Source organism: Aquipuribacter aurantiacus, from assembly GCF_051216895.1.
In the GTDB taxonomy this organism is placed as follows: domain Bacteria; phylum Actinomycetota; class Actinomycetes; order Actinomycetales; family JBBAYJ01; genus Aquipuribacter.
This window is the reverse complement of the sequence record NZ_JBPKAO010000010.1, coordinates 85,067-110,307: the sequence shown is the minus strand read 5'-3', so window position 1 is coordinate 110,307 and position 25,241 is coordinate 85,067. Positions and strand designations below refer to the sequence as shown.

20 protein-coding genes are annotated in these 25,241 nt (G+C 74.7%); 15 read left to right on the top strand and 5 right to left on the bottom strand.

Going from position 1 to position 25,241, the window contains the following annotated elements:
* Window positions 1-98: 98 nt before the first annotated feature.
* A complete protein-coding gene (locus tag ACR80Q_RS13955) occupies window positions 99-806 on the bottom strand; it encodes an alpha/beta fold hydrolase (protein WP_435378238.1) in 708 nt (235 codons plus the stop codon).
* Between the two features lie 151 nt (window positions 807-957).
* Here ACR80Q_RS13955 and ACR80Q_RS13950 point away from each other — a divergent pair, with 151 nt between their 5' ends.
* The 10 genes from ACR80Q_RS13950 to treZ all read left to right on the top strand — a co-directional run bounded on the left by ACR80Q_RS13950 (window position 958) and on the right by treZ (window position 16,852).
* Window positions 958-2,253 (top strand): PP2C family protein-serine/threonine phosphatase, encoded by a 1,296-nt coding sequence (locus tag ACR80Q_RS13950; RefSeq protein WP_435378237.1) that lies wholly within the window; start codon window positions 958-960, stop codon window positions 2,251-2,253.
* 88 nt (window positions 2,254-2,341) lie between these two features.
* Window positions 2,342-2,806 carry a hypothetical protein gene (locus ACR80Q_RS13945; RefSeq protein WP_435378236.1) on the top strand — a complete coding sequence of 155 codons (465 nt, stop codon included), beginning with the start codon at window positions 2,342-2,344 and terminating at the stop codon, window positions 2,804-2,806.
* Window positions 2,803-3,357 carry a hypothetical protein gene (locus ACR80Q_RS13940; RefSeq protein WP_435378235.1) on the top strand — a complete coding sequence of 185 codons (555 nt, stop codon included), beginning with the start codon at window positions 2,803-2,805 and terminating at the stop codon, window positions 3,355-3,357. Before ACR80Q_RS13945 ends, ACR80Q_RS13940 begins: the two co-directional genes overlap by 4 nt.
* 111 nt (window positions 3,358-3,468) lie before the next feature.
* Window positions 3,469-4,926, top strand: coding sequence for an FAD-dependent monooxygenase (locus ACR80Q_RS13935; protein ID WP_435378234.1), 1,458 nt, complete (start codon window positions 3,469-3,471; stop codon window positions 4,924-4,926).
* Between the two features lie 82 nt (window positions 4,927-5,008).
* Window positions 5,009-7,060, top strand: coding sequence for a hypothetical protein (locus ACR80Q_RS13930; RefSeq protein ID WP_435378233.1), 2,052 nt, complete (start codon window positions 5,009-5,011; stop codon window positions 7,058-7,060).
* 95 nt (window positions 7,061-7,155) lie between these two features.
* Complete coding sequence (locus tag ACR80Q_RS13925) at window positions 7,156-8,184, top strand: Atu2307/SP_0267 family LLM class monooxygenase (RefSeq protein WP_435378232.1); 1,029 nt, start codon at window positions 7,156-7,158, stop codon at window positions 8,182-8,184.
* 101 nt (window positions 8,185-8,285) lie between these two features.
* A complete protein-coding gene (locus ACR80Q_RS13920) occupies window positions 8,286-10,127 on the top strand; it encodes an acyl-CoA dehydrogenase family protein (RefSeq protein WP_435378231.1) in 1,842 nt (613 codons plus the stop codon).
* Window positions 10,128-10,237: 110 nt separating this feature from the next.
* On the top strand, window positions 10,238-12,454 hold the full coding sequence (glgX, locus tag ACR80Q_RS13915; protein WP_435378230.1) for a glycogen debranching protein GlgX: 2,217 nt from the start codon (window positions 10,238-10,240) through the stop codon (window positions 12,452-12,454).
* Window positions 12,451-14,991 carry a malto-oligosyltrehalose synthase gene (gene treY / locus ACR80Q_RS13910; RefSeq protein WP_435378229.1) on the top strand — a complete coding sequence of 847 codons (2,541 nt, stop codon included), beginning with the start codon at window positions 12,451-12,453 and terminating at the stop codon, window positions 14,989-14,991. Before glgX ends, treY begins: the two co-directional genes overlap by 4 nt.
* 70 nt (window positions 14,992-15,061) lie before the next feature.
* The gene (treZ, locus tag ACR80Q_RS13905) at window positions 15,062-16,852 is read left to right on the top strand and encodes a malto-oligosyltrehalose trehalohydrolase (protein WP_435378228.1); all 1,791 of its coding nucleotides are present in this window, start codon (window positions 15,062-15,064) and stop codon (window positions 16,850-16,852) included.
* A gap of 124 nt (window positions 16,853-16,976) precedes the next feature.
* On the opposite strand, the gene ACR80Q_RS13900 is transcribed toward treZ, so the two are convergent.
* Both ACR80Q_RS13900 and zapE read right to left on the bottom strand, forming a co-directional pair.
* Window positions 16,977-17,777: a DUF2382 domain-containing protein gene (locus ACR80Q_RS13900; RefSeq protein ID WP_435378227.1), complete on the bottom strand. Its 801-nt coding sequence runs from the start codon at window positions 17,775-17,777 to the stop codon at window positions 16,977-16,979.
* 181 nt (window positions 17,778-17,958) lie between these two features.
* The gene (zapE, locus tag ACR80Q_RS13895; protein WP_435378226.1) at window positions 17,959-19,008 is read right to left on the bottom strand and encodes a cell division protein ZapE; all 1,050 of its coding nucleotides are present in this window, start codon (window positions 19,006-19,008) and stop codon (window positions 17,959-17,961) included.
* A 103-nt stretch (window positions 19,009-19,111) separates the two neighbouring features.
* On the opposite strand from zapE, the gene ACR80Q_RS13890 reads away from it, so the two are divergent.
* The 3 genes from ACR80Q_RS13890 to ACR80Q_RS13880 are packed head-to-tail and all read left to right on the top strand — an operon-like array spanning window position 19,112 to window position 21,223.
* Entirely contained in the window at window positions 19,112-20,002 is an 891-nt protein-coding gene (locus tag ACR80Q_RS13890) for a sulfurtransferase (RefSeq protein ID WP_435378225.1), read from the top strand.
* Window positions 19,999-20,442 (top strand): SufE family protein, encoded by a 444-nt coding sequence (locus tag ACR80Q_RS13885; RefSeq protein ID WP_435378224.1) that lies wholly within the window; start codon window positions 19,999-20,001, stop codon window positions 20,440-20,442. Before ACR80Q_RS13890 ends, ACR80Q_RS13885 begins: the two co-directional genes overlap by 4 nt.
* Window positions 20,435-21,223: a dihydrofolate reductase family protein gene (locus ACR80Q_RS13880; RefSeq protein WP_435378223.1), complete on the top strand. Its 789-nt coding sequence runs from the start codon at window positions 20,435-20,437 to the stop codon at window positions 21,221-21,223. Before ACR80Q_RS13885 ends, ACR80Q_RS13880 begins: the two co-directional genes overlap by 8 nt.
* A gap of 828 nt (window positions 21,224-22,051) precedes the next feature.
* On the opposite strand, the gene ACR80Q_RS13875 is transcribed toward ACR80Q_RS13880, so the two are convergent.
* On the bottom strand, window positions 22,052-23,305 hold the full coding sequence (locus ACR80Q_RS13875; protein ID WP_435378222.1) for an alpha/beta hydrolase family protein: 1,254 nt from the start codon (window positions 23,303-23,305) through the stop codon (window positions 22,052-22,054).
* Window positions 23,306-23,422: 117 nt separating this feature from the next.
* On the opposite strand from ACR80Q_RS13875, the gene msrB reads away from it, so the two are divergent.
* The gene (gene msrB, locus ACR80Q_RS13870; protein WP_435378221.1) at window positions 23,423-23,938 is read left to right on the top strand and encodes a peptide-methionine (R)-S-oxide reductase MsrB; all 516 of its coding nucleotides are present in this window, start codon (window positions 23,423-23,425) and stop codon (window positions 23,936-23,938) included.
* Between the two features lie 43 nt (window positions 23,939-23,981).
* The gene (locus ACR80Q_RS13865) at window positions 23,982-24,443 is read left to right on the top strand and encodes a GNAT family N-acetyltransferase (RefSeq protein WP_435378220.1); all 462 of its coding nucleotides are present in this window, start codon (window positions 23,982-23,984) and stop codon (window positions 24,441-24,443) included.
* Between the two features lie 53 nt (window positions 24,444-24,496).
* Here the strand turns inward: ACR80Q_RS13865 and hemQ are convergent, their stop codons facing one another.
* A complete protein-coding gene (gene hemQ, locus ACR80Q_RS13860) occupies window positions 24,497-25,213 on the bottom strand; it encodes a hydrogen peroxide-dependent heme synthase (protein WP_435378219.1) in 717 nt (238 codons plus the stop codon).
* Window positions 25,214-25,241: the final 28 nt, after the last annotated feature.

Sequence of the window (25,241 nt, the reverse complement as noted above, 5' to 3'; positions counted from 1 at the left end):
CCCTCGGGGGGGTGGTCAGGTCCTCGGGGAGCGAGCACCACCGGATCCCGCAGGCGTGGTCGCCGGGCCCGCTCGGACCCGGCCCTCGACGGCTCCGGTCAGGAGCCCGACCGGCGGCAGACCTCCGCCACGACGTCGGGGCGGGTGGCCACGATCAGGTGGCGGGCGTGCGGGACCTCGTGGGCGCGCCCGCGGGGCGCCGCCCGGGCCAACGCCTCGACGAACTCCCGCGAGGCGATCGGGTCGTGGCTCCCCCTCACCACGTCGACCGGAGCCGTGACCTGGGCGAGGCGGCCCTTGATCGGGTAGTCCAGCATGTGGACCAGCGTCTGGGAGTAGGAGCGGGGGCCCGCCCGCAGGTACTCCCTCATCGTGAGGGCGTTCAGCCACGGCGGCTCGAGGGACGCGTCCCGGGCGAGCCTCCACCCCTGGTGGAGGGCGCTCGCGGCCCCGGGTTCCGCCACCGGCCCCACGAGCACGACGCCGTGCGTCCGTCCGGGGCGGCGCGCCGCCATCTCGGTGACGACCTGGCAGCCCATGGAGTGGCCCAGCAGCAACGGCCGGTCCAGGCCGGCGCGGTCCACGAGCCGCTCCAGGTCGACCGCGTGCTCCTCGATGGTCGCCGCCGGGTGGGAGCGCGGGCTGGCCCCGAAGCCCCGCAGGTCGGGCGTCAGCACCCGGTGCGACGTCGACAGCTCACGGACCAGACGCTCCAGGCTCCGCCCGGACATCCCGATCCCGTGCACGAGCAGGACCGCGGGGCCGCCAGGGCGCCCGCGATCGGTGTAGAAGACGTCCGACGACAAGGGGGGCTCCGCGGTGCTCGGCAGAGCGGCAGCCTACTGCCGCAGGTCGTGACGGCCGCGCACGACGACCTGGCCCGTCGCCGCGCGTGACGGCCTCGACCACAGGCGTCGCACCCCCCGGGCGGCTCCGCATCGGCGATATGGTCCGGATGTGACGCCCTCCCGACCGCCGAGGTTCTCGGTCCGCCAGGTGCTGGACGACGTCGAGAACGCCGCCCCGGTCGCCGCCGTCGAGGCCGTCACCCGCAACATCGCGGCGGCGGTCGGCGCGGTCGAGGCGTCCCTGCTGATCGCCGGGGTGACCGGCCGCGACCTGGTGCGCCTCACCCACACGACCCTCGTCGACCAGGCCACGGTCTCCGACCCGACGGGCGAGACGACCCGCTCGTCGGCCCGCGAGCGCGCCACGACCCTGTCGGTGGACACCGGACCGCCCGCGGAGGCGTTGGGCCGGCGGGCCGTGACCGTCGTCCCGCCCGGTCGGTGGCCCGAGGGCTGCCCGGCCGACGCGGGGCACTGGGTCGTCCTCGCGCCGGTGATCGAACGGGGTGAGGCCCTGGGACTGCTGCAGCTGTGCCTGCCCGAGGAGCCGGACCCCGAGCTCACCGCCGAGATCGCGGAGACGGGGCACCTGCTCGCCTACGTCGTCATCGCCAGCCGCCGGCACACCGACGTGTACGAGTGGGGGCAGCGGACCGCGGCCTTCTCCCTGTCCGCCGAGATCCAGCGCCGTCTCCTGCCCGCCGCGCACATCTGCGAGACGGGGTCGTTCACGCTGGCGGCCTGGCTCGAGCCGGCAGCCAGCGTGGGCGGCGACACCTTCGACTACAGCGTCGACCGGGACGTCCTGCACCTGGGCATGACCGACGCCCGCGGCCACGGGGTCGGCAGCGCCCTCACCGCCACCCTGACCGTGGGCGCCCTGCGCAACGCCCGCCGCGAGGGCGCCACGCTGACCGGTCAGGCGGGGTCGGCCAACGAGGCGCTGCTCGAGCACCCCGGCAACGTCGGCGAGGACTTCTGCACCGGCCTGATCGGGCGGCTCGACCTGGCCCGCGGCACCCTCGCGCTGGTCAACGCCGGTCACCCCCTGCCCTACCTCGTCCGGGACGGGTCCGTGCGCACCGTGGACCTGCCCGAGCACCTGCCCTTCGGCGTGCTCCCGTCCACCGGCTACACCTCGACCGACCTCGCCCTGCAGCCCGGCGACCGGGTCGTCCTGGTGACCGACGGGATGCTCGAGCGCAACGCCACGACGCTGGACCTGCCGGACCTGCTCCAGCAGACCCGGGGTCTGCACCCGCGGACCGCCACCCGCGCCCTCGCCGACCTGGTCCTGCAGGCCGTCGGCCACGAGCTCGCCGACGACGCCACCCTCCTCGTCCTGGACTGGCACGGGGACCACGGCGAGGAGCGCACCACCACGGCCGGTGCGGGCAGCCCCTGACGCACGCGGTCGCGTGGTCCTTGTCCCGGCACATCCCCGTGGTGAACACTGGCGACACCCATCGGAGTGCAGCGAGAGGCGGGCCACCATGGTCGGACCTGGCGACTTCCCGGGCCTCGGTGCGGGTGGCACCCCGATGATCAGCGGGGAGATCAGGGTCATCAGCACCGGTGGACCCGCCCCGATCTCCGCGGACTTCCCGGACCTCACGACCGGCGGGGTCCCCAAGGTCGTCCCGCAGTCGCACGCGGGCGACCGGGTGAGCGTCGTGGGCGCGTTCCCGGACCTCGAGACCGGGGGCATCTCGAAGCTGTTCCCCGACCTGAGGACCGGCGACGTGGTCAAGATCAGCGGCAGCCTCCTGGACGACCTCATGGAGAAGCGGGCCGTCACGATCTGGAAGCACAGGGCCTCCGAGATCGCCATCGCCGCTGCGGTCGAGGGTGAGGCACCACGCCTGGAGGACCAGGTGACAGCGACGGTGACCTCGATGGACGTGACCGGTCTGCACCTGCACGTGCGGGGTCAGGACGACGCCGGCGACACAGCATGAGCTCGCCGGTCGCAGGCAGCCCGTCCGCCCCGACGACGGGCACCGCCGCTGCCCCCACCACCTCCGCGGCCGCGGTGATGACGCTGATCGAGGGCCAGCTGGCCGAGGAGCGCAGCACCAAGGCGTCCCTCGAGGCGCGGGCGATCGGTGTCGTCACGTCGTCCGGCGCCCTGACGACACTGCTGTTCGCCCTCTCCGCGCTGGTCACCCGACCCACCGACTACGAGCTGCCCGGCCCGGCCCGGTACGTGCTGCTCGCGACCCTGCTCGCCTTCCTGCTCGCAGCGGTGCTCGCCATCCTGGCGGCCAGGCCCGGCACCTACCACGAGGTCACCGTGGAGTCCCTCGAGGAGGCCGCAACAGCCGGGTCGATGGCCTCACCCGTCGACGAAGGATCACCCAAGATCGCGACGGTCCTGGTCGACATCATCAGGAAGGCACGGGTCCGCAACGGGAAGAAGGCGACGTTCCTCAAGGCGGCGGTGACGTGTCAGGTCGCCGCAGCCGTGCTCCTGTCCATCGGGGTGGGGGTCGTGCTCCTGCACGGGTGATCGTTCGCCCCCCGCCGTCCTCAACGTACAGAGCACAGGGGGTCTTGCCGCAAGACCCCCGCCACCCGGCACAGTCGTCGGTCCGGTACCCGACGAGCAGGGGTGGTGGCGATGATCGACGTGATCGTGGTCGGCGGTGGGCCGACCGGGACGATGCTGGCCGCAGAGCTGCGGCTGCACGGGGTGGCGACCGTGGTCCTGGAGAAGCAGGAGCGGCCCAGCCCCGTGGTCCGGGCGCTGGGGCTGCACGCGCGCAGCCTCGAGGTGCTGGACCAGCGCGGGCTGGTGGACCGGTTCCTCGCGCTGGGCCGGCAGCACCCGCTGGGTGGGTTCTTCGCGGGGATCGCCGCGCCCCCCCCGACCGGGCTGGACACGACCCACCCGTACGTCCTCGGGATCCCTCAGCCCGAGGTCGACCGGCTGCTGACGGCGCGCGCGGTCGAGCTGGGCGCGGAGGTCAGGCGAGGGTGCGAGGTGGTGGGGCTGGCGGCGGACGACGACGGCGTGGACGTCGAGCTGGCCGACGGCACGCGGCTGCGCTCCCGGTTCGTGGTCGGGTGCGACGGCGGACGCAGCACCGTCCGCACCCTGCTCGGGGTCGCCTTCCCCGGCGAGCCGGCCACGACCGAGTGGTTGCTGGCGGAGGTGTCGCTGTCCGCGACCCCGGAGACGCTGGCCGCGGTGACGGCCGAGGTCCGCAGGACCCGCCACGACTTCGGGTTCATGCCGCTCGGGGCCGGCGTCCACCGCGTCGTCACCCCCAGCGCCGCCGTGACGACCGACCGGGCGGCGCCCCCCACGCTGGCGGAGCTGCAGCAGCAGCTACGCCACGTCACCGGCACCGACGTCGGGGCGCACTCGCCGCGCTGGCTGTCGCGCTTCGGCGACGCGACCCGGCTGGCCGAGCACTACCGCAGGGGTCGCGTCCTGCTGGCCGGGGACGCGGCCCACGTCCACCCTCCCCTCGGCGGGCAGGGGCTCAACCTGGGCGTCCAGGACGCGTTCGGCCTCGGGTGGAGGCTCGCGGCCGAGGTCGGCGGGTGGGCACCGGCGGACCTGCTCGACACGTACGAGGCGGAACGACGACCGGTGGCCCAGGACGTGCTGGACAACACCCGCGCGCAGGTCCAGCTGCAGGCGCAGGAACCCGGCGCCCGGGCGGTCAGGCGGCTGCTCGCGGAGCTGGTCGGCATCGACGAGGTCAACCGTCTCCTGGTCGAGAAGGTGACGGCGCTGGGGGTGCGGTACGACGTCGGGGCGGACCCCGCCCACCCTCTCGTCGGTCGACGGGTGCGTGACGTCCGGCTGGGACGGGGCCGGTTGTACGAGCAGATGCACGCCGGGCGTGGGCTGCTCCTGGACACCACCGGCGCCCTGGCCACCACGGGGTGGGCCGACCGGGTGGACCACTTGGTCGACACCCCCGACCAGGACGACGGGCTCGGCGTCCCCGCGGTGCTGGTGCGACCGGACGGCCACGTCGTCTGGGTCGGCGACGACCCCACCGCGCTCGCGTCGGCGATGCAGCGGTGGTTCGGCGCCGCGACCCCAGCGGACGGATCCCGCTGATCGGCCTCATGCGGCGACGCGGACGACCGATGATGCCGTCGGGCGCACGCCCTCAGGCGCGGGAGGCAGCGGTGGGACCAGGATGAGGCCGGACGAGCGGGCGGGCGATGCGTGGCAGGACCTCGAGGACCGGGCCACGGCCCTGCCCACGGGGGTCGCCCTGCCGGGAGCCCTGGGGGGCACGGCGTACTGGTGGGTCCTCCGGGTGCTGCTGCCGCTCGTGCTCACCGCGGCCCTGGCGGTGGAGTACGGGTTCCTGCCCTTCGACGCGTGCACGGTGGTGGACCCGTGCCTGCCCCGGCCCGGCTGGTCGCTGCTGGAGGGGTTGCTCCTCGGCGCGCTGGTCGCCGTGTGGCTGGTGCCGGCCGCCGGTCTGCCTCTGGTCGGGCTCGCCGCCCTCCCCTTCGTCGTGGAGTACGCGGTCCTGGGCGAGCTGGGCACGGTGTCCGGCGTGGCCGCGCTCACGCAGCTGGTGGTCGGCCTGGCCGGGTCGGGTCTGGTGCGGTCGAACCGTCGGCGGCGCCTGCCCCCGGCGAGGCCCGGCCGCCTGCCCGGCCACGGCCGCGAGGTGCTCGCGTCCCGGGGCGTCGGCACCGTCGAGGTGGGGGTCGTGGTGGGCCTGACCGCGGCGGTGGGGCTGCTCGGGTGGTTCGCCCACCAGAGCCTGGACACCCGCGACCACCTGTCCCGGGCCCAGCGGACGGACGTCGAGGTGGTCTCCGTCGACGACTACGACTGGCTGCTGGAGGTCCGCGTCCCCGGGGCCGGCGGCCTCAGCGAGGTCGGTGTCTACGACGTCGAGGAGTTCACGGTCGGGGACCGGGTGGCGGCCCACGTGGACACCACGGTCGAGCCGGCCTGGGTCAGCCTGGACGCGGAGCCGGTGGAGAACGACGGCTGGCTCCTCCTGGCCGGCGCGCTGGCGCTGCTGTCGGCGGCGGTCGGCGCCGATCGGGTCCGGGCGCTGCGCCGTCGTCGGCACCTGCTGACCGAGGGCGGTCCGGTGTGGTCCACCACGGGGGCTCCGGGGGCGGACGGTTCCCGGGTGCTGCTGCCGCAGCTCGGGCTGCGGGCGCCGATGGTGCGTGGCCTGCCGTCCGACGGGCTGCTGGAGGGCCTCGGGCTGCTGCGCCACGAGGTCACCGCCGACCCGCTGGGCCGCGAGCCGGTCGAGGAGCCGGAGGACGAGCAGGACGAGGAGCTGCGCCAGGACACGTTCGCGGCGGCCTGGCGCGGGGACCGGTCGCTGGAGGTGGGCGACGACCTCGACGACCTCGACGACCTCGCGGCCGCTGGGGCTGCGGAACCCGTCCTGCTGATCGGTGACCCGCGGCCCGGGGGCGTGGTCGTCGTGGTCACCCCGGACGTCGTGCTGGCGCCTCACGGCCCGCTGCTGCCGATGTCCCCGCTGGACGTCCGGTACCTGCGCGCGGCGACCGGCCCGGGCCCGGGCACCGGCGGCCCCGACCCGGACGACGACGGCCCCGACGGCCCCGACGGCGAGATGTACGACGCAGCAGGCATGCCGGGTTCCGTGGCGGTGCCGTCCCCGGCGGAGAACACACCTCGGCGGGCCGACGGACGGCGCGTGGACGAGGTGCAGCTCGCGCTCCCCCGCTGGCGCAGGCTGGCCACGGCGGCCCTGCTGCTGCTGCCCGCCGCGTTCTGGCTGACCGCCGACGGCTCCCTGCCACCGGAGGAGCAGCTGACCTGGTTCCAGTCGGCCGGGGTGCTGTTCGCGGCCGGGTCCGTCGGGTTCGGCGGACTCGCCTACGCCCGGTCCGCGACGTACCTGCGGGTCGACGGGGTGCACATCGCGGCCAACGGGTTCGTCGTGGTCCACCCGTGGCGTCAGGTCGCCGGGCTCCGCGTGATCGGGCAGGACGTCGTCGCCGCCTTCGGGGTGGACGAGGACGGCGACCTGGACGCGGTCGGCGGGCCACCGGTGGGGCTCGACCCCGCGAGCGCGGCGGGCCTGGCGGCGCGCTGGCACGCCGACGCCTGCGCGGTCGGCCCTGACGACGGCCCCGGGCCACGACGCTCGGTCGACCCCCTCGTGGGGGGCGGGGTGGTCCTCTACGCGCTCGCGGCCGGCGCCACCGTGCTGTGGCCGCTGCTGCAGGCCGCGGCGTAGCGACCGGCGGGCAGGAACACCGGCGGCGGCGGGCCGGTTGGACCGGAGTCCGCACGAGCAGAACCGCACCATCGGCCGCACCCGCAGGAGTCCCCGTGCACGTAGGCATCGACAGCTTTGTCTCCCAGGTCACCGACCCCGCCACCGGTCACGTGGTCGGGCCGGTCGAACGGCTGGAGCACCTGCTGGAGGAGATCGAGCTGGCCGACCGCGTCGGGCTGCACTCCTTCGGCATCGGCGAGCACCACCGGCAGGAGTACTACGACTCGGCCCCGCCGGTGATCCTGGCCGCGGCGGCCGCGCGGACCTCGCGCATCCGCCTGGGCAGCGCCGTCGCCGTGCTCAGCGCCAACGACCCGGTCCGGCTCTTCCAGCAGTTCGCCACGCTCGACCTGCTGTCCAAGGGCCGCATCGACCTGGTGGTGGGCCGCGGGTCCTTCACCGAGGCCTTCCCCCTGTTCGGGCTCGACCTGCGCGACTACGACGAGCTGTTCGTGGAGAAGCTCGACCTGCTGCTGCGGCTGCGCGAGTCCACCCACGTCACCTGGTCCGGGCGGCACCGGCCCCCGCTGAGCGGCCAGGGCGTGTTCCCGCGCCCCGTGCAGGACCCGCTGCCGATCTGGGTGGGCGTCGGCGGCACGCCGGAGTCGTTCCTGCGGACGGGCACCCTGGGGCTGCCCCTCATGATCGCCATCATCGGGGGCCAGCCCCGGCAGTTCGCCCCGCTGGTGCAGCTGTACCGGCAGGCCGGGGCCCAGGCCGGTCACAGCCCCGAGCAGCTCAAGGTGGGTCTGCACATGTTCGGCTACGTGGGCGAGGACGTCCGCAGCGCCTCGGACACCGTCTACCCGGGTTGGCACGAGATGTTCACCACCGTCTCGCGGGAGCGCGGCTTCCCACCGCCGTCGCGGCTGCAGTTCGACAGCACCAGCGGGCCCGACGGGGCGTTCGTCATGGGCGACCCGGACACCGTGGCCACCAAGCTGGACCGGATCTCCGACCAGCTCGGTGGGGTCGACCGCGTCTCGATCCAGATGACCAACCCGCGCATGTCGCACACCGACCTGCTGCGCGGCATCGAGCTGCTGGGCACCGAGGTGGCGCCGCGGGTGGCGTCCGCCTGAGCGGTCGACGGGGCGGACCCGACCGACGGCCCGCCCCGTCCAGGGACGTCGTCTAGGGTTCTGCCCACTGCAGGACCGGACGTGCGGGGGGTGGTCGACTCATGGTGCCGCCGGAGCGTCGGACCCGTGCCCGCGGGTCGGACCAGGTCATCGACCTGCGCCAGGCCGCAGCCAGCCGCAACCGCGCCCCCGCGGCCGGCCCGGGCGTCCCCGCCCCCGGTGACGTCGACCTCGCCGCGGCGGACCGGGCGCTGCTGGACGCCGTCCGCCACCACGCCGGCCCCGAGGCGCTGCCGCCCCTGCACGAGCTGGGACGCCACGCCGGCTCGGTCGAGCAGCGCCGGCTGGCCGCCGAGGTGGAGGCCCTGCCGCCCCGGCTCCAGGTCCACGACGGGCGTGGCGACCGGGTCGACCGGGTCGTGGTGCACCCCGGCTGGCGCACGCTGCAGCAGGACGGGCACGAGGCCGGCCTGGCGGGGCACGCGTGGCTGGCCGCGGGCGAGGACCACGCCCACCTGTCCCGGGCGGCGGGCCTGCTGCTGTGGGCGCAGACCAGCGGGTCCTCGGCCATGGCCCTCAGCACGCACCACGCCGCCACGGCCGCCGTCGTCGCCACGCCCGCCGCGGCGCAGTGGCTGCCGCGGCTGGCCGCCCGGCGCCTCAGCTCCGTCCGCCCGGACACCGGCAGCCGCCGCACCCCCGTCGGGCCGGGGTCCACCGCGGGGGTCGCCCTGACCGAGCGCACCAGCTCGGCCCCGGGCGCCCGGCCCGCCACCACGGCGTCGGTCGACCTGGGCGGCCCGGTCGACGGCGGGCCCACCTGGCGGCTGCGGGGTCGCAAGTGGTTCGTCGGCAACGCCGACGCGGACGTGCTGCTCACCACGGCGACCACCGACACCGGCACCGGGGTGTTCCTGCTGCCGCGACGACTGGGGGACGGCACGCCCAACGGGGTGCGGACGCAGCGGCTGCGCCCCGGCCCCGCCTACCGCGCCTGGGTCGTCGGCGACCTGGACCTGGACGACGCCTGGGCGGTCAGGCTGGACGCCCCGGGCGCCCAGGGCGGGCCCGAGGGCCAGGGCGCCCCCGAGGGGCAGCGACGCGCCGGCGACCGTCCGGACCCACCCCCGCTCGCGGCGCTGCAGGCCGTCCGCGACCTCGACGGCACCGTCCTGGCCGCCGCCGCCGTGCGGGCCCTGCTGTCCGCCGCGGGGCACCACGCCCGCCACCGCGTCGTCCCGGGCGGGCCGCTGGACACCGCGCCCGTGGTGCGGACGGTGCTGACCGACCTGGCGGTCGAGTCCGAGGCCACCACGGTGCTGGCCCTGCACCTGGCGGCGACCACGGACACCGCCCAGGGCGGCTCCGGCACCGACGAGCACGCCCGGGCCGCAGCGCTGCTGCGCCTGGCCGGGCCGGTCGCGGCCCTCTGGGCCAGCCGTCGGGCCCCCCAGGTGGCCCTGGAGGCCGTGGAGTGCCTGGGGTCGGCCGGCTGGGACGACACGGGGGACGCGGCCCGGCTGCAGCGCGACGCCGGCGCCGTGCTCGCGGGCCGCACCGGCAACGGCCTGGCCCTGGAGGTGGTCCGCGTGGTGGCCCACGACCCCGACGCCGTCGAGGCGTTCGTGGCCGAGTGCGGACGCTCCCGCGGGCAGCACCCCCGCCTGGACGCGGCCGTCGACGGCTGCGCCGACCTGCTGCGCACGGCGTCGTCCGAGGCCAGGCAGGACCCCGGGGCCGTCCAGGGCGCCGCCCGCTGGCTGGTGGAGCGCCTCGCCGTCACCCTGCAGGCGGCGCTCGTGGTCCGGTCCTGCCCGGACCCGGTGGCCGACGCGTTCCTGGCCGCCCGGCTGGACTCCTCCGGAGCGCGGGGACTGGGGGGGCTCCCGCTGGGTAGTCACCACACGGCACTGGTCCTGGACCGGGCGCTGAGCGACGCCTGAGCGGAGCCCCCCACGCCCCGCGAGCAGGCGCGGCGTGCGGGGCCCCCGAACCCGTGGACAATGGACCGCCCGGCCGGACGTCCGGCCGGGGTCGAAAGGATGCAGCTGTGATGGATGTGTGGCCGGGTCACCCGTACCCGTTGGGCGCGACGTACGACGGGAGCGGCACGAACTTCGCCGTCTTCTCCGAGGGGGCGACCAAGGTCGAGCTGTGCCTGCTCGACGACGCCCGCCGCGAGCGTGAGCGCATCGAGATGCCCGAGGTCGACGGCTTCGTGTGGCACTGCTACCTGCCCGGCGTGCAGCCCGGCCAGCGGTACGGCTTCCGGGTGCACGGCCCGTACGACCCCTCGCAGGGGCTCCGGTACAACCCGAGCAAGCTGCTGCTGGACCCGTACGCCAAGGCGATCGAGGGCATGACGGACGGCGACGAGTCGCTGCACAGCTACCGCTTCGGCAAGGACGAGAACAAGATCCAGCGCCTGGACTCCCGGCTGCACACCATGCACTCGATCGTCGTCAACCCGTACTTCGACTGGGGCAACGACCGGGCCCCGCGCCTGGAGTACCACGAGACCGTCGTCTACGAGGCGCACGTCAAGGGGATGACGCAGCTGCACCCGGGCATCCCGGAGTCGATCCGCGGCACCTACGCCGGCATGGCGCACCCCGCGATGATCGACCACCTGCGCGACCTGGGGGTGACCGCCGTCGAGCTGATGCCCGTGCACCAGTTCGTCCAGGACGGGCACCTGCAGCAGAAGGGGATGCGCAACTACTGGGGCTACAACACCATCGGGTTCTTCGCGCCCCACAACGAGTACTCCGCGACCGGCCAGCGCGGCCAGCAGGTCCAGGAGTTCAAGGGCATGGTCAAGGCCCTGCACGCCGCGGGCATCGAGGTCATCCTCGACGTGGTCTACAACCACACCGCCGAGGGCAACGAGAAGGGCCCCACGCTGGCCTTCCGCGGCCTGGACAACAAGGCGTACTACCGCCTGGTCGAGGGCGACGAGAAGCACTACTACGACACCACGGGCACCGGCAACAGCCTGCTCATGCGCCATCCGCACGTGCTGCAGCTGATCATGGACTCGCTGCGCTACTGGGTGACCGAGATGCACGTCGACGGCTTCCGGTTCGACCTGGCCTCCACCCTGGCCCGGCAGTTCCACGAGGTCGACCGGCTGTCCAGCTTCTTCGACCTGATCCAGCAGGACCCGGTCGTCAGCCAGGTCAAGCTGATCGCCGAGCCCTGGGACCTGGGCGAGGGCGGCTACCAGGTCGGCAACTTCCCCCCGCTGTGGACGGAGTGGAACGGCATCTACCGCGACACCGTCCGCGACTTCTGGCGCGGCGAGGCGGGCTCGCTCGGCGAGTTCGCGAGCCGGATCACCGGGTCCTCGGACCTGTACGCGCACTCCGGTCGCAAGCCGATCGCCAGCATCAACTTCGTCACCGCCCACGACGGCTTCACCATGCGCGACCTGGTGTCGTACAACGAGCGTCACAACGAGGCCAACAACGAGGGCAACAACGACGGCGAGAGCCACAACCGCAGCTGGAACTGCGGCGTGGAAGGCCCCACGGACGACCCCCAGGTCGTCGCGCTGCGCGAGCAGCAGCACCGCAACTTCCTGGTCACGCTCCTGCTGAGCCAGGGCGTGCCGATGATCGCGCACGGCGACGAGATCGCCCGCAGCCAGGGCGGCAACAACAACGGCTACGCCCAGGACAGCGAGATCACCTGGATGGACTGGGAGCTCGACGGCGCCCAGGAGATGCTGCTGGAGTGGACCCGGCGCCTGGTGGCCATGCGCCACGGGCACCCCGTGTTCCGTCGCCGGCGGTTCTTCTCCGGCTCCGCGATGCCGGACACCGCGGCCGCCGAGAACGCGGGTCACGTGAGCGAGGACATCGCGTGGCTGAAGATGGACGGCCGCCCGATGGACGACGGCGACTGGGACAACGGCTACGCGCAGAGCGTCATGGTGTTCCTCAACGGCGACGCCATCCACGAGCCGGACGCGCGCGGAGAGCGGATCGTCGACGACAGCTTCCTCCTGCTGTTCAACGCCTCGCCCCACGACCTGCCGTTCACCCTGCCGGGCCAGGAGTACGGGCACAGCTGGCACGTGGTCGTCGACACCGGCGACCTCGAGCACCTGCCCCCGCGCACCCACTCCTACACCGGGTCGGCGGAGTCGGCGCGGCTGTCCAGCGAGCGCGACGCCGAGGCCCTGCCCCACCTGGAGCCCGCCGCCACGCTCGACGTCAAGGCCCGCGCGGTCGTGGTGCTGCGCAGCGACAAGCGGGTCGAGGCGTGAGCACGGCGGGCGGTCCCCCGGCCCGCCCGGTGCTGAGCACCTACCGGCTGCAGGTCCGCCCGGAGTTCGGCTTCGACGACGCGCTGGCCGTCGTGGACCACCTCGACGCGCTGGGCGTGTCCCACGCCTACCTGAGCCCGGTGCTGCAGGCCTCCCCCGGCAGCGCCCACGGCTACGACGTGGTCGACCACTCCCGCATCAACACCGAGCTGGGCGGGCAGGAGCGGCTGAGGGCGCTGGCCGAGGCCCTGCACTCCCGCGGCATCGGCGTCATCGCCGACGTGGTCCCCAACCACATGGACGTGCCCAGCCCTCTGTGGCACAACCGCGCCATGTGGTCGGTGCTGCGCGACGGGCCGGGCTCCCCCTACGCCCGCTGGCTCGACGTGGACTGGACCGTGCCGGCCCGCGCGGTGCTCATGCCCCTGCTCGGGGCCCGGATCGGCGACGTGCTGGACGCCGGTGAGCTGAGCCTGGACACCGCCGAGGTGCCCGTCGGCGAGGACGGCGCCGTGCAGACCGAGACGGTGCTGCGCTACTACGACCACGTCATGCCCGTGCGCGCCGGCACCGAGGACCTGCCCATGGCGGAGCTGGTCGACCGGCAGTGGTACCGCCTGGCCTACTGGCGCGTCGCGGACGAGGAGCTCAACTACCGCCGGTTCTTCGACGTCGACACCCTGGCCGCGGTCCGGGTCGAGGACCCCGAGGTGTTCGAGGCCACCCACCGGGTGCTGCTGGACCTGCACGCCGAGGGCGTGCTGGACGGCTTCCGGATCGACCACCCGGACGGCCTGGCCGACCCGCGTGGCTACCTGCGTCGCCTGGCCGAGGCCCGCGGGCCCGACGGCCGCCGCCCCTGGGTCGTGGTCGAGAAGATCCTGGAGGGCGAGGAGCAGCTGCCCACCGACTGGCCCTGCGACGGCACGACGGGCTACGACACGCTGCGCCGCATCACGGGCGTGCTGGTCAACCCGTCCGCCGAGGCGCCCCTGACCCTGCTGCACGCCGAGCTGGGCGAGGGCGCCCTCGGCGACGACTTCCACCAGCTGATGGACACCGCCAAGCGCGAGGTCGTCCACGGCGGGCAGTACGCCGAGGTGCACCGGCTGGTCGACCTGCTGGTCGAGATCTGCGCGGACGACGTGCAGCTGCGCGACCACACCCGCCGCGCCCTCGAGGACGCCGTCACCGAGCTGCTGGTGGCGATGGACCGCTACCGCGCCTACGTCGTGCCGGGCGAGGCCCCCGACGCCGAGGCCGTGGCCGTGGTGTCCGAGGCCGCGCACCGCGCGAGCGCGAACCTCACCGAGGACCGGCAGGCCACCCTCGACCTGGTCGTCGACCTGGTCCTGGGCCGCGACCTGGTCCCCGGCGCGAGCGGGGCCGAGGGCACCGAGGGCGACGACCGGGGCGGGGTCGCCGGTCTGGCGCGCCGCCGCGAGCTGGTCGTCCGCTTCCAGCAGACCTGCGGCCCGGTGATGGCCAAGGGCGTGGAGGACACCGCGTTCTACCGCTGGCAGCGGTTCATCGCGCTCAACGAGGTCGGCGGGGACCCGTCCCGGTTCGGGCTGACCCCGGAGGAGCTGCACGCGTTCGCCGAGCGGCAGGCCGCCACCTGGCCCTCGACGATGACCACGCTGTCCACCCACGACACCAAGCGCAGCGAGGACGCCCGCGCCCGCCTGGTGGCGGCCGTGGAGGACCCTGAGCGCTGGGTCGAGGCCGTCAAGGGCTGGCACGAGGCCGCCGCGCCGCACCGCGTGGGCGACGTCGTCGACGGCGACACCGAGCTGCTGCTGTGGCAGACGCTGGTCGCCACCTGGCCCATCAGCGAGGAGCGCCTGCTCGGGTACCTGACCAAGGCGACCCGGGAGGCCAAGACGCGCACCACCTGGACCGCGCCGGACGAGGCCTACGAGCAGGCCGTGGCGGACCTGGCCCGCGGGGTGCTCGGCGACGAGGCGCTGTCGGGCGACATCAACTCCTTCGTCGAGGGCATCGAGCCGTGGACCCGGGCCGTGACGCTGGCCCAGAAGGCGCTGCAGCTGGTGCTTCCCGGGGTGCCCGACGTGTACCAGGGCACCGAGGTCGTCGACCGGTCCCTGGTCGACCCGGACAACCGCCGTCCGGTCGACTACGACGACCGTCGCGCGCGGCTGGCGCACCTGGACTCCGGGGGCCCGCCGCGCGACCTGGACGACGAGAAGCTGCTGGTGACGTCCCGCGCGCTGCGCCTGCGCCGGGACCTGCCCGACAGCTTCGTCGGCGAGGGCTCCGGCTACGAGCCGGTCGCCACGTCCAGCGGCAACGCGCTGGCGTTCGGTCGCGGCCGACCAGGTACCCCGGACGTCGTGCTGGTCGCCACCCGTCGGCCCGGCGAGCTGGACCGGCTGGGCGGCTGGGGCCGCCACACGGTCCACCTGCCCGACGGGGACTGGACCGACGTGCTGACCGGCACGTCGTGGCCGGGGGGTGGGACGGCCCTGGTCGACCTGCTCGCCGACCTGCCCGTCGCGCTGCTGCGGCGCGCATGACGGTGACCCCTGCCACCGCCTCCTGCCAGGGTTTCGCGGACCTGCCCGGCCCGTGGCATGGTCGTCGCCGATGAGCCATACCTTCGCCGTCTGGGCGCCCTCGGCCGGTGCCGTCGACCTCGTCCTCGTCCGTGACGCCTCCGGCCCCGACGACGGGCAGCGGACCGCCCGACCGATGAACCGGGCCGACGGCGGCTGGTGGCACCTGGCCGTCGGCGGCACCGGGCACGGCAGCGACTACCTGTTCTCCGTCGACGGCCAGGACCCGGTCCCCGACCCCCGCTCGGCCTGGCAGCCGTTCGGGGTGCACGGCCCGAGCCGGCTGTTCGACCCCTCGCTGCACGGCTGGGGCGACGACGGCTGGCGCGGACGCGACGTCCGCGGCGCCCTGCACTACGAGCTGCACGTCGGCACGTTCACCCCCGAGGGCACGCTCGACGCGGCCGTCGGGCGGCTCGACCACCTGGTGCACCTGGGCGTGGAGGTGGTGGCCCTGATGCCGCTGGCCGCGTTCCCCGGACGGTGGGGCTGGGGCTACGACGGGGTCCACCTGTTCGCGGTGCACGACCCGTACGGCGGCCCGGCCGCGTTCCAGCGCTTCGTCGACGCCTGCCACGCCCGCGGCCTCGCCGTGAGCCTGGACGTCGTCTACAACCACCTGGGTCCCGCCGGCAACTACACCTCGGTCTTCGGGCCCTACTTCACCGACGCCCACGAGACGCCCTGGGGTCAGGCCGTCAACCTGGACACCGACCGCGCGGCCGAGGTCCGGCGCTGGATCTGCGACAACGCGCTGCGCTGGTTCCGCGACTTCCACGTGGACGCGCTGCGCCTGGACGCCGTGCACGCCCTGGTCGACGACAGCCCGCGGCACATCCTGGCCCAGCTGGCCGACGAGACCGCGGCCCTGGCCGACGGCCTGCGTCGTCCGCTGGCGCTGATCGCCGAGTCCGACCTCAACGACGCCGTGATGGTCACCCCCACCGCCGACGGCGGCCTGGGCATGACCGCGCAGTGGGACGACGACGTGCACCACGCCCTGCACGCGCTGCTCACCGGGGAGCGGCAGGGCTACTACGCGGACTTCGGCAGCGTCGAGGTGCTGCGGACGGTCTGGCGGGAGGCGTTCTGGCACGCGGAGCGGCACTCGACATTCCGGGGGGCGCCGTGGGGCCGCCGGGTGCCCGAGGGCACCTCCGGGCACCGGTTCCTCGCCTTCGCGTCCAACCACGACCAGATCGGCAACCGCGCGGTCGGTGACCGGCCCTCGGCGACGATGCCCGACGGCGAGGTCGCCGCGTCGTTGGCGCTGGTCCTGACCTCGCCGTTCACGCCCATGCTGTTCATGGGCGAGGAGTGGGGCGCGAGCAGCCCGTTCCAGTTCTTCACCGACCACGGCGACCCCGACCTGGCCCGCTCGGTCAGCGAAGGACGACGGCGCGAGTTCGCCTCCCACGGCTGGGACGCCGACGAGGTCCCCGACCCGCAGGACCCCGCCACCCGCGCGGCGTCGGTCCTGCCCTGGGGCGAGGAGCAGCACGGCGCCCACGCCGGGCTGCTGGCCTGGACCCGTGACCTGGCCGCGCTGCGTCGTCGGGAGCCCGACCTGCGCGACGACGACCTGTCCTCGGTCGACGTCGAGGCCGGGCCGCCCGACGAGGGCCGGGACGACGGGCGACCGGAGTGGCTGGTCGTCCACCGCGGCGGCTGGCGCGTGGTGGTGGTGCTGGCGGCGGGCGAGACCCGTGTGCCGCTGCACGCCGGCGGTCACGTCGAACGTCACTGGGGCCCGGCCCGGGCCGACGGCCAAGCCGTCGTCCTCGACGGCCCCGGCGTCGCCCTGGTCCGCCTGCACGGCTGAGGCGCAGACCCGGCCCCGCCGCCCGGGGTGCCCACGCGAGACGGCCGGGTCGGCCCGCCCACGGCAGGACGACGAAAGAGCCCCGTCCGACCCGGACGGGGCTCCTTCGTTCTGTGCGGGCGGGTCAGCGCTGGGCGCGGTCGCCCGTGGTCGACGCGGTGTCGTCCAGGTCGATGTGCTCCTTGCGGACCTCGCCGGACACCGTCTCGGTGTCGACGACGGTCTCCTTCTCGGCGCGGACGCGCTCGACCGGGACGGCCTCGGTGGTCACGACGGGACGCTCCTCGTGGAGGACGACCTCGTGCTCCTCCTCGGAGATGGCGGGGCCGTCGTGGGCGTCGCCCGCGTTGGCGCCGGTGATGGGCTCGCGCTCGAGGCGGACCTCTTCGCGCTTCACCGGGACCTGGACGGTCTCGGTCTCGGTGGTCACGTACTTGCGCAGACGGGCCCGACCGGTCTCGCGCTCCTGGGTGCCGACCTCGAGGTGCTCCTCGGAGCGGGTCATGGCGTCGTCGGTGCTGGGGCCGGAGGTGTCGTGGCCGGCGCCACGGGTACCGGCGTCACGGGCGTCGACGGTGCCCATACCGACCTGGCCGTTGCCCACGCCGACGGCGTCGGCGAGGCCGTAGTGGCGGTAGAGCTCGTCCTCCTCCGCGGGGGACAGGTGGCCGCTCTCACCGAGGCGGGGGGCGTCCTTGACGGTCTTCTTGTCGAAGGGGACCTCGAGGCGGTCGTCGCGCAGGACGGCCTCGGACAGCGGGACGAAGGACTCGGACGTGCCGAACAGACCCGTGTTGACGGTCACCCACTGCGGCTCACCGGTGGCGTCGTCCAGGTACACCTGGTTCGCCGAACCGATCTTGTCACCGTCGTTGGTGTAGATGGTCGTGCCGGTCACGCGGTCGATCTCGTTGGTGGTGATCATGAGGTGGCTCCTGACTGCTCGGTTCGCGACGGGCGTCCGCCCGGCCACGAGGTGTCAGTGCCCCGGGCCAGGAGTCGCAAACGGGGGCCCCCCGGGGTCGATCACCGGCCGGGGTCGATCACGGGCCGGGGTCGATCACGGGCCGGGGCCGGGCCGGGGCCGGGGCCGGGCCGGGGCCGCGTCAGACGGCGCGGGGCTCGCGGGCCAGCGCCGTGAGCCGGCTCAGCGCGCGCAGGTACTTCTTGCGGTAGCCGCCGCGCAGCATCTCCTCGGTGAACAGCTCCGGCAGCGGCACCCCGGAGGCCACCAGCGGCAGGCCGCGGTCGTACAACCGGTCGGCCAGGACGACCAGCCGCAGCGCCACGGTCTGGTCCGGCAGCGGCGCCACGTCGGACCAGCCGACCTCCCCGACCCCGTCCAGCAGCGTGCCGTAGCGGCTGGGGTGCACCGTGGCCAGGTGCTGGCACAGGTCGGCGAAGTCGTCCACGACGGCCCCGTCCCGGGTGCGCAGCGCGTCGACCTGGTCGGCGGTGGCCGGGCGCGGCGCCTCGGGGGCCCCGCGGTGGCGGTAGTCCTCCCCGTCCACGGTGACGACCTCGAACAGCCGCCCGACGGCCTGGATCTCGCGCAGGAAGTCGTCCGCCGCGAACCGCCCGGCCCCCAGCGCGTCGGGCAGTGTGTTGGACGTGGCGGCCAGCCGGGTCCCGGAGTCCGCCAGCTCGCGCAGCAGCCGGGCCATCAGGACCGTGTCGCCCGGGTCGTCGAGCTCGAACTCGTCGATGCAGACCAGGTCGGCCCCGGCGAGCGCGTCGACCGCCCCGCGGAAGCCGAGGGCCCCGACCAGGTTGGTGTACTCCACGAAGGTGCCGTAGTGCCGGCGCCCGGACGCCTCGTGCCAGGCCGCCGTCAGCAGGTGGGTCTTGCCGACGCCGAAGCCTCCGTCCAGGTAGACCCCCTGCGGTGACCCGTCGCCGTTCGGGCCGCCGGGGCCGTCACGGCGGCCCAGGAGCCGACCGAGGCCGCTCCCCCGCCCACCGCGTCGTCCCGGCCCGCCGGCCGCGAACTCCTGCAGCCGGGCGCGTGCGGTCGCCTGCGACGGCTGCGCCGGGTCGGGCTCGTAGGTGGAGAACCGCGCCTGGTCGAAGCGGGGCGGCGGCACCAGGTCCTCCAGGACCCGTGACCGGTCCAGGGACGGGTGGCGGTCCACCAGCCGTCCTGCCCCGTCGCTCACGAGGACGCAGGTTACGGGACGCGTCGGCGGGGGACGGGAAGGGTCCGGGCGCCGGCGGGGTTGGCAGGATGGACCCACCAGCCGCACCGACAAGGGAGACGCAGTGCCCATCGAGCACGACACCGCAGCCAGGCTCGCCGCCTACGCCCACCCGGACCGCCTCGTCACCACCGAGTGGCTCGCCGAGAGGATCGGCACCCCCGGCCTCGTCGTGCTGGAGTCCAGCGAGGACGTCCTGCTCTACGAGACCGGCCACATCCCCGGCTCCGTCAAGATCGACTGGCACACCGAGCTCAACGACCCCGTGACCCGCGACTTCGTCGACGGCGCGGGCTTCGCCGAGCTGATGAAGGCCAAGGGCATCAACCGCGACGACACCGTCGTCGTCTACGGCGACAAGAACAACTGGTGGGCCGCCTACGCCCTGTGGGTGTTCTCGCTGTTCGGTCACGCCGACGTGCGCCTGCTCGACGGCGGTCGCACCAAGTGGGAGGCCGAGGGCCGCGAGTACACCACCGACGCCACGACCGTCCCGGCGGCGGACTACCCCGTCGTCGAGCGCGACGACTCCACCCTGCGGGCGTTCATGCCCGACGTGGTCGAGCACATCGGCAAGCCGATGGTCGACGTCCGCTCCCCCGAGGAGTACACCGGCAAGCGGACCCACATGCCCGCCTACCCCGAGGAGGGTGCGCTGCGCGGCGGCCACATCCCCGGGGCGCAGTCGGTCCCGTGGGCCCGGGCCGTGGCCGACGACGGCGGCTTCCGGACCCGCGAGGAGCTGGAGGCGATCTACCAGGGTGAGAAGGGGCTGTCCCCCACCGACGACGTGGTGGCCTACTGCCGCATCGGCGAGCGCTCCAGCCACTCGTGGTTCGTGCTGACCCACCTGCTGGGCTTCGAGAAGGTGCGCAACTACGACGGCTCGTGGACCGAGTGGGGCAACGCGGTCCGCGTCCCGATCGTCAAGGGCGAGGAGCCGGGGACCGCGTGAGCGGGCTGCCCGGCCGCTTCGACGCGGTGGTGGAGGACTTCGAGGCCCTCGAGGAGCGGGAGCGTCTGGAGCTGCTCCTGGACTTCGCCAACGGCCTGCCCGACCTGCCGCCGCGCCTCGCCGACCACAAGGACCTGATGGAGGCCGTGCCGGAGTGCCAGTCCCCGGTCTTCGTCCACGTCGAGGTCGAAGGCACGGGCCCGCAGGCGCCGGTGCAGGTGTTCCTCAGCGCACCGCGCGAGGCGCCGACCACGCGCGGCTTCGCGGCCATCCTGGCCGAGGGCATGACCGGGCTGGACGCGGCCGGCGTCCTCAGCGTGCCGGACGACGTGCCGGACCGGCTGGGCCTGGACCGGGCCGTCAGCCTGCTCCGGCTGCGCGGCATGTCCGGCATGCTCGGGCGGATCCAGCGCCAGGTGCGCGAGAAGGCCGGTGTCTGAGCTGGACGTCCTGCTCGGTCCGGGGGCCCACGCCCCGGTGCCGGTCGAGCCCTCGGACGTCGCGGCGCTCGCCGCGGCCTACGAGTGGCCGGAGCCGGCACCGGGTCGGGGCACCTGGGTGAGGGCGAACATGGTGACCACGCTCGACGGGGCCACCGCGGGCGACGACGGGCGCTCGGGCACCGTCAGCAGCCCGGTGGACCGCGAGGTCTTCCGGGTGCTGCGCGGCCTGGCGGACGTCGTCCTGGTCGGGGCCGGGACGGCCCGGACCGAGGGCTACGGGCCGGCGTCGGTCAACCACGACCTGCTGCCGCGTCGACGCGAGCGGGGCAGCCCCGACGCCGCCGTGGTCGTCCAGGTCACCCGCTCCGGGCGGGTCGAGTCCGGGCGCGGCCTGTTCGAGGGGCCACGCCCGGGTCTCGTCGTGCTCGCCGACGGGGATCCGGAGGCGTCGGCCCGGGCCCGTGACGCCGCCGGGCCCGACCAGGTCCTCCTGGCCGGTCACGTCGACACCGGTGGCGTCGACCTGGCCGACGCGCTGGAGCAGCTGTCCGACCGCGGGTTCTCCCGCGTGCTGTGCGAGGGGGGCCCGGCGCTGCTGGGTGCCCTGGCACAGGCTGACCTGCTGGACGAGCTGTGCCTGACGACCAGCCCGACCCTGGTGGCCGGAGACGCGGCCCGGGTGGTCACCGGGCCTGCCGTCGACCCGCGCGGCTACCGGCTGGCCGGGCTGCTGCACGAGGGCTCGACGCTGCTGGCGCGCTGGGTGCGCGAGCGCTGACGCCCCCCGGGGATGTCGCGGCCCGCCTCCCGGCCCCCCCGCCCGCCCTGCGGGTTTGTGGGATCAGACCGGGCCGCGACAACCCCCGCCGCCCCGATCTGCTCACACAATTCCGGGCCCCGCCGGAGCCGCGCCGGGTCCGCGCCCGGTCCGAGCCGGGTCCGCGCCGGGTCCGCGCCGGCCCCGCCTCCCGGCCCGCCCGCCACCCGCGTTGTGGGATCAGATCGGGGCGCGGCAACCCTCGCCGCCCCGATCTGCTCCCACAATCCTGGACCCCGCCGGAGCCGCGCCGGGTCCGCGCCCGGTCCGAGCCGGGTCCGCGCCGGGTCCGCGCCGGCCCCGCCTCCCGGCCCGCCCGCCACCCGCGTTGTGGGATCAGATCGGGGCGCGGCAACCCTCGCCGCCCCGATCTGCTCCCACAATCCTGGACCCCGCCGGAGCCGCGCCGGGTCCGCGTCCGGTCCGAACCGGGTCCGCGCCGGCCCCGCCTCCCGGCCCGCCCGCCACCCGCGTTGTGGGATCAGATCGGGGTGCGGCAACCCTCGCCGCCCCGATCTGCCCACACAACTCCGGGCCCCGCCGGAGCCGCGCCGGGTCCGAGCCCGGTCCGCGTCGGAGCTCGCGTCGGCCCGGCGCTGGCGCCCCGGCGGGGTGGGGCGAGGCCTCGGCCTTGTGGGACGAGATCGGGCCTGCTGCCGGCCGTCGACCCCGATCTGGTCCCACAACCCGGTCAACAGGGCTGCAAGGCGGCCCCACGCCCGTCGCGGCCGGCCAGAGCGCGACGGCCGGTCCACCCGGCGGCGGCCGGCCCACCCGGCGTCGCCGTGATTAGCCGGCGGCGGCGTCCCGCTTCGGCAGGGACGCACCGACGGTCGCCTGCAGGTACTCCTCCACCACCCGCTCCCAGCGGTCCGGGTCGACGTTCCACTCCTGGCAGTGCCGCGCCCCGCGGAACGCCACGTGGGTGATGAGGTCCGGGCGGGCCTGGGCCAGCGCCCGCGAGGGGCCCGAGGGCACGAACTCGTCGTCGTCGGAGTGGATGACGAGCATGCGGTGCCGCAGCTCGTTGGCCCGGGCCACCCAGTCGAAGCGGTCGAGCTCGACCGGGCCCTCGACCCCGAACAGCCGGTCGGCCTGCCTGCGACCCAGCAGCTCCAGGCCGAGGCGGGCCATCCAGACGGGCACCCGGTTGACCTTGGCCTGGTGGTCCAGCACGTCGGCCCACGACACCACGGGGGCGTCGAGCACCACCGTGCTGACCACGTGCAGCAGCCGGGAGCGGGACAACAGCTGCAGGACGATCGCGCCGCCCATCGACCAGCCGAACAGCACGACGTGGCTGGCCCCCCGGCGCAGCGCGAGCCGGATGGCGTGCTCGACGTCGGCCCACTCGGTGTCGCCCAGGTGGTAGCGCCCACCCGGCAGGGCGGGCGCGTCGGCGTCGTTGCGGTAGCTCGGCACGACGGTGGGGATGCCCATCCGGTGCAGCACGGGCACCGCACGCAGGCACTCCTCACGGGTGGCGCCGCGGCCGTGGACCAGCACGGCCCAGGTGTCCCCGCCGGTGAACCCGTCGGCGGGCGGGACCACCCACGCGGGCAGCGGACCGACCTCGCCGTCCAGGACCACGTCCTCGTGGTCCAGGCCGAGGGCGGTGGTCGGGGTACCCGCGTAGTAGTAGGGGTTCCAGCGGGCCGGTCCGACCTTCATCGGGCCGTCCACCTCGACCAGCTCGCGCGTCACGGTCGGGCCGTCGGCGCGGATCACCTCGCCCAGCAGCGCGTGGCTGGCGCCGCCGGCGAGCCGCAGGCCGAAGCGACCGCGGGCGACGGTCTCGTCGGTGGCCCGGACGGTGATGTTGCCCGGCCCCACGCTCAGCACCTCGGTGTCGTCCGGCTTCAGCCGCTCCGGGGTCAGCACCCGCCGCACGAAGTACGCCGCCACGGCGCTCACCAGCGCCGAGAACAGCAGACCGGCCGCCAGGGCGGAGCCCCCGATCGCGAGGGCGGCGGCGAGGGGACGCGCCGCGGCTGGGGGCGGGACGTCCGGGGTGGCGGGCTGGTGGCGACGGCGGCGGGGCACGGGCCGAGTCTGGCAGGACCCCGCGGCGCCGGGTGCGGAACATCGCACGGACAGGCCTCGTTGACCTCGGCAGGAGCGGCACCTGTTCCGGGTGCGCACCACGGAGAGGGGTCCCACATGCTCGGTTTCTCGAGGTCGTCCGACCGCACCACCGGCAGCACCACCGACGCCGCGACCGACGACAACAGCACGACCGACGTCGGCAGCACGACCGACGCGACCCCCACCTACCCCAAGGCCCGGACCGACGCCGAGTGGCGCGAGAAGCTGTCCCCGCAGGAGTACCAGGTGCTGCGTCTGGCCGGCACCGAGCGCGCCTGGACCGGCGAGTACACCGACACCAAGGACGTCGGCGTCTACTCCTGCCGGGCGTGCGGCACCGAGCTGTTCCGCAGCGAGACGAAGTTCGAGAGCCACTGCGGCTGGCCGTCCTTCTACTCCGCGCTGGCCGGCGACGCGGTGGAGGAGATCACGGACACGTCTATGGGGATGGCCCGCACCGAGGTCCGCTGCGCCGCCTGCGGGTCCCACCTGGGGCACGTGTTCGCGGGCGAGGGCTTCGACACCCCCACCGACCTGCGCTACTGCATCAACTCGATCAGCATGGACTTCCGGCCGGGCGCCGGCGCCTGAGCGGGAGGCCGGACCGGTCGCTGCGCGGCCTAGGCTCCAGGCCGTGACGGAGCAGGACCAGCACAGCACCCGGACGGCGACCTGGGCCGACGTCGACGTCTTCGTCGCCTACTCCCTGCTGCGGCTGCGCAGCGACGTGTTCGTCGTCGAGCAGGACTGCGTGTACCCGGACCTGGACGGCCGCGACCTCGAGCCGACCACCCAGCACCGCTGGGTGGCCGACCCGGACGACCCCGCCCGGGTGCTGGCCTACCTGCGGGTGCTCCTCGACGGACCGCGCCGCCGGATCGGTCGCGTCGTCACCGCGCCCGCGGCCCGCGGACGCGGCCTGGCCGCACGCCTGGTCGCCGACGTCGTCGTCGACCTGGGGACCTCGGGCGAGCTGGTCCTGGACGCGCAGAGCCACCTGGCGCACTGGTACGCCCGGTTCGGGTTCGTCCGCGACGGGGACGACTTCGTCGAGGACGGCATCCCCCACACCCCGATGGCCCGACCCGCCGGCTGACCCGGAGGTCAGGGCCGACCCGGTCAGGGCCGACCCGGTCAGGGCCGACCCGGTCAGGGCAGGGTCTGCACCAGCGCGTCCAGCCCCACCCGCGGGCCGGTGAAGAACGGCAGCTCCTCGCGGACGTGGTGACGCGCCTCGGTGTTCCGCAGGTCGCGCATCAGGTCGACGATGCGGTGCAGCTCGTCGGCCTCGAACGCCAGCAGCCACTCGTAGTCACCGAGCGCGAACGCCGACACGGTGTTGGCCCGCACGTCGGGGTAGGGCCGCGCGGCCTTGCCGTGGTCGATGAGCATCGTGCGACGCTCCTCCTCCGGCAGCAGGTACCACTCGTAGCTGCGCACGAACGGGTAGACGCAGCAGTACCCACGCGGGTCCTCGCCGGCCATGAACGCCGGGACGTGCCCGCGGTTGAACTCCGCCGGACGGTGCAGTCCCATGACCGACCACACCGGGGACAGGTGCCGGCCCAGCTCGCTGCGCCGCAGCGCGTGGTAGGCCGCCTGCACGGTCTCGACCTCGGGTGCGTGCCACCAGACCATCAGGTCCGCGTCGGCGCTCATCCCGCCCAGGTCGTACCAGCCGCGGACCTGCAGGTTCTTGTCCTCCTGCAGCGGCGCGAGCAGTCGTTCCACCTCGGCGACCAGGCCGGCCCGGTCGCCGTCGGGCAACGCCTCGGTGGCCGCGAACACCGACCAGGCCGTGTAGCGGATGGTCGCGTTGATGGTCTCGGCGGCGGCCTGGGCCTCGGGGGTGTCGTGGTGGCTCATGCCCCCAGTATCCCGACCGCGTCCGGCC